Here is a 4,068-nt window from a genome sequence, read left to right as displayed (position 1 = left end):
TTTTTGCTTTTCTTTTATGGATTTCTAATTCATATTCTTTTAGATATTTTAGGGTAAAGATGGGCTAACTCTTGCGCTCCCATTGGCTTTTGTCCGCCTGCGGGTTCTCTTTGATCTATTAACTCTTTGATGAAATTCATTTATCTGAAGTCTTTGTGCTTTCAACTCTTCACTTTTTCAATTTCATTTTTTACTTTCCTCTGTTATTTTTATTTCTTCATTTGTCAAATCATAAAGTTTATAAACCAGCTGGTCAATTTCTTTTTCAAGTTCTTTTACTTTTTTGAAACAGTATAGCTCCCATATATGTTTTAACATTCTCAATCTTAATATCTGGATAGTTGAGTTTGAAAGATTTGATAAGTCCATTCTCACTTAATGATGGATGTTTTTCAATAATAAAATTCAGAAAATTTTTGATCTTATCATCCTCCGAATAAACCATAAAGAAAGGTATTATTATATTGAAAAACATCTCCACTTTTCTTTGAAGTCCAATCCCGCCGAAGTTCATTATTTTCTTTACTGCATCTTTTGGGTCTCTATTATTTATCTCCGCTTTAATACGCTCTAAAAAGAAATTTACTATTCCTTTTTCAATTGTCTGCGATAGTAGAATTGATATTCCTTTAATTCTTTTCTCAGGAAAGTTTGCTGGTCTTATGCCTTTATAGTTCCAGACGGATTTATCCATCTTCAAAGAAAAATCAAAATCCTCTGGCAATCCTTCTTTATCATCTGTAAATCCTGCCCTGTATAAAAGGGCTTTTTCTATAATTTGCCTTTCCTTTAATTTCTTTATTTCAGCATAAGGAGTGATGAGTGCAAGCTCTAAGAAATTCACCTTATTATTGGGATATCCAAGGGAGAGCATAATTTCTCTGTAAAGTGCTTCATTAGGCAGAGCAATTTTTAAAAGGTTCTGCATCCTCTGTTTTTTCAGTTCAAGCCAGCGGTTGCCAAGTTGGTTCAGATTTAAATTTTTATTCTTTTCTTGTTGGTGCTTTGTCATATTCTCCTTGTGGTTCATAATGCCAAAAATTTATAGGTTGAGACGGATTAAAGGTTTTAAGGAAATCACAGGTATTTAAGCTGATTTTTATTTTGCATTCTTCACATTCTTTTTTTATAAGTTTAATAAGTTCAAATCTATTTTTAAAAGTTTTTCCGATATCCTCTGTTTCATCTGTTTTATCTAGAATATCAGGAAAAAGTAAATCTTGTGCTTCTCTTTCTTTTTTCTTTTTATAGCTTTTAAAATTATCTGCGTTTTCCCTTGAAAAACAAGCAATTCCAACAAATAAATCAGCTAATTGAATTAAAACCTGTTCTTCTGATTTTTGTTCTTTTACCTCAATGAAGTTAAACTGAAGTCTTTTCTCTCTAAAAAGTTTCAAGATATAAGGTTCATCCCTCGGATATTTTGTTCTATTAAGATAATCAACAATTTTCTTGTAATTGTATTCAGAATGTTCATCTGGGTAGAATCTACAATTAAATCTTTTCCATCTCTCTACAATATTCCTTAACAAATGAAAATACATTCTTTCTAAGTTTTCCTTGTCATCTCTACCTTGAATTAAATTGCGACTATCTTGTAAATCCCATATAATCACATCTATTCTTATCTCTCTTCTTGAAGCATAACCAACTGCCACAGAAATAAAATCTTTTGCACACTTTACCTTTGGTTGATGAGTTTTAACTTCGACAAACTTTAGTTCAGATAACCCATACAAATTTATCTTATTTTTTAGTTCTTCTTTTAATTTTTCCAAATTATTGCTCAATCCACTAATGGCACAGATTGATCTAAATCTCTGACTTTTACTTGCACTCTCATCTGTATATATATCTAAAATATCATTAAAACCTTCCATCCATCACACACTCTTTGCTTTTTCTAATCTTGTTTTTACAAGTTCGGCAACTGCAAAGTAGACCTCTTTTCGTTCTTCTTCTGTCAAGCCAAGAGCATCAAAAAACTTTTTATCTCATCCTTTGTTGAATTATAAAGTTTATACACCAGTTGGTAATTTCTTTTTCAAGTTCTTTTGCCTCATTCCCCTCTTTTAGAGGGATGTCTTCAACTACCTCGTCCGCTCTGACACCAGTTCAGCAAAATTTTTGAGGTTTCTTGATGCTTCAAAATCTGCTTGCATAACTTTTAAATACTTCCATTCCTGTCCTGTTTGTTTAGTTATATCTTCGCACCATCTTTTGATTGCATCATCTTTTCTATCAGTATCTTCATATTCTCTCCCCTTCGTTTCTATAATCCAGAAAACTTTTTTCTTACCAATCTTCTGAACAGCAATAAAATCAGGATAATAAAGCCTTATAGCTCCCCTTGAACTTAAATAATCAATGGAGAATTTATCAGCAAGAGCAGAAAATCTTTCTATATCATCAGCTTCATCAAGAAATCTTGCAAATTTTGCTTCAAAATCATTATAAACCGCAACGAAGTTGAATACCGTCTTTTTGCATCTTAAATGTTTCCTTCTCCAAGTAAAAGGCGGAATAGATGAAAGTTTGAAAGAATCTAATTTTACAACCTCTGTTTTTGTCTCAATAGAAATCTCTCCTGTTACTCTTGCTAATATATCAATAATTGCATCCTGAATTGAGATATCATTGAGGTTTTTTCTTAATTTTTCATTTTCAATATCTTTTATTCTTGTCTCAAAACATTTTTCAAGGATATATCTTTCAACTATAGGATACAAATTATTAAACTCACAAGTAAGCCGTGCTCTTTTCATAACCTCACGAACTATGTAAGAAACCAGTTCTCTACCAGAAGGCAAAGAAGTAACATCTATTGCAACTTGATGAACCTCTGTCTCTGTTACAGGAAACTCCATTTTTAAAAGAATTTTTTTCTCTTCTTCAAGCTTATCTGAAGAATAAAGTGATGGAATCTTCGATAGGTCTAATGTTTCTATTTTTTTATAGTTTCTTGAAAATCTGAACTCAGTGTGGGGAATTTCTATGTCATAAACCAGCCTTGATTTTTCGGGAGCAATTGTTATGGGGAGCGGTGGTGGGGTCTTTGTTGTATTAATTCCAACACCTTCTTTTTCAAGCTCACGGACAAAATTTTCAAACGCCTCTGTTCCCATTACCTCAAGTGTCTGGGTATGGTCAGGACTTATTCCACTCATCAATCTTAGTCCCCTTCCTACCGCCTGCTCAGGCAAAATCTGTGCTCTGGAAGTAAATGGTCTTAAGCCTAACACTATACTGACATTTTGAACATCCCACCCCTCTCTTAATATCAAATTGCTCACAATTATTTTAACTTTGTTATCTGGCTCATCGATTTTTCTTGCCAGTTCTCTCAATTTTGGAAGGTCCTTTTCAGTAATTTTTATTTCTGTTTCCCCCTCTCCCTTTGATTTTACATGGATTACCATTATCTCTTCTTCAGGATTCTTAAACCCTAAATCTTTTCTTTTTCTTATAGCTTCGGCAATCCTATCTGCGTAATCATTTTTCTCTGCCATAATAAATAAGACTGGCTTTTTGCCAACGGTTGAGTAAACTTCATAGTGTTCCTTCCAGCGCTCAAGCGAGGCGGTTATCCAATCACCATATTTCTGGATAACATTATCTTTTGATACATTTTCAGGGTCTTTTTTATCAATGCGATGAACTATCAAAGGAACCTTAACAATTCTATCTTCAATCGCCTGGGCGAGTGGATAGTCAACGATAATCCAGGGGTAATATGTCCCTGTTTGTGTCTTGGGAGTAGCAGAAAAGTCAAGCCAGAAGTCTATTCCATTCGGTAATGCCTTATGGATTGACATAAGTGTTTTATGCCACTGTAAATCTTCATCATGAACATGATGTGCCTCATCAGTTATTACCATCAAATTATCTAATTTTTTTATCTTGTCAATTAAGGCTTCAGGCGACTTTGTTAAGTCCTTTTGTGGCTTCCTTCCGAGAATGTCATCAACTATGCTTTCAGGTGTCCATTCCGTCCTCTTTGACTCATATAACTGTTGAATATTGTTAACAATAAGATTCCCCGATGGATTTAAAGGTGAATCATCCCCC

Annotated in this window: 3 protein-coding genes; all 3 read right to left on the bottom strand. The window is 33.3% G+C overall.

Going from position 1 to position 4,068, the window contains the following annotated elements; genetic code table 11:
- Nucleotides 1–265: 265 nt before the first annotated feature.
- A complete protein-coding gene (locus BLQ93_RS09325) occupies nucleotides 266–1,012 on the bottom strand; it encodes a DUF2851 family protein (protein ID WP_092129857.1) in 747 nt (248 codons plus the stop codon).
- Nucleotides 984–1,880 carry a DUF3800 domain-containing protein gene (locus tag BLQ93_RS09320; protein WP_092129855.1) on the bottom strand — a complete coding sequence of 299 codons (897 nt, stop codon included), beginning with the start codon at nucleotides 1,878–1,880 and terminating at the stop codon, nucleotides 984–986. The genes BLQ93_RS09325 and BLQ93_RS09320 overlap by 29 nt, the downstream gene beginning before the upstream one ends.
- 210 nt (nucleotides 1,881–2,090) lie before the next feature.
- On the bottom strand, nucleotides 2,091–4,068 hold a 1,978-nt coding region (locus tag BLQ93_RS09315), incomplete at its 5' end, for a restriction endonuclease (RefSeq protein ID WP_092129853.1).

Origin of the sequence: Desulfurella multipotens (genome assembly GCF_900101285.1) — a bacterium.
In the GTDB taxonomy this organism is placed as follows: domain Bacteria; phylum Campylobacterota_A; class Desulfurellia; order Desulfurellales; family Desulfurellaceae; genus Desulfurella; species Desulfurella acetivorans.
This window is presented reverse-complemented; position numbering and strand designations above follow the sequence as displayed.

Excerpts from the sequence above, each read along its gene's own strand:
- BLQ93_RS09325 (WP_092129857.1), bottom strand. The coding sequence starts at position 1,012 with ATGACAAAGCACCAACAAGAAAAGAATAAAAATTTAAATCTGAACCAA.
- BLQ93_RS09320 (WP_092129855.1), bottom strand. The coding sequence starts at position 1,880 with ATGGAAGGTTTTAATGATATTTTAGATATATATACAGATGAGAGTGCA.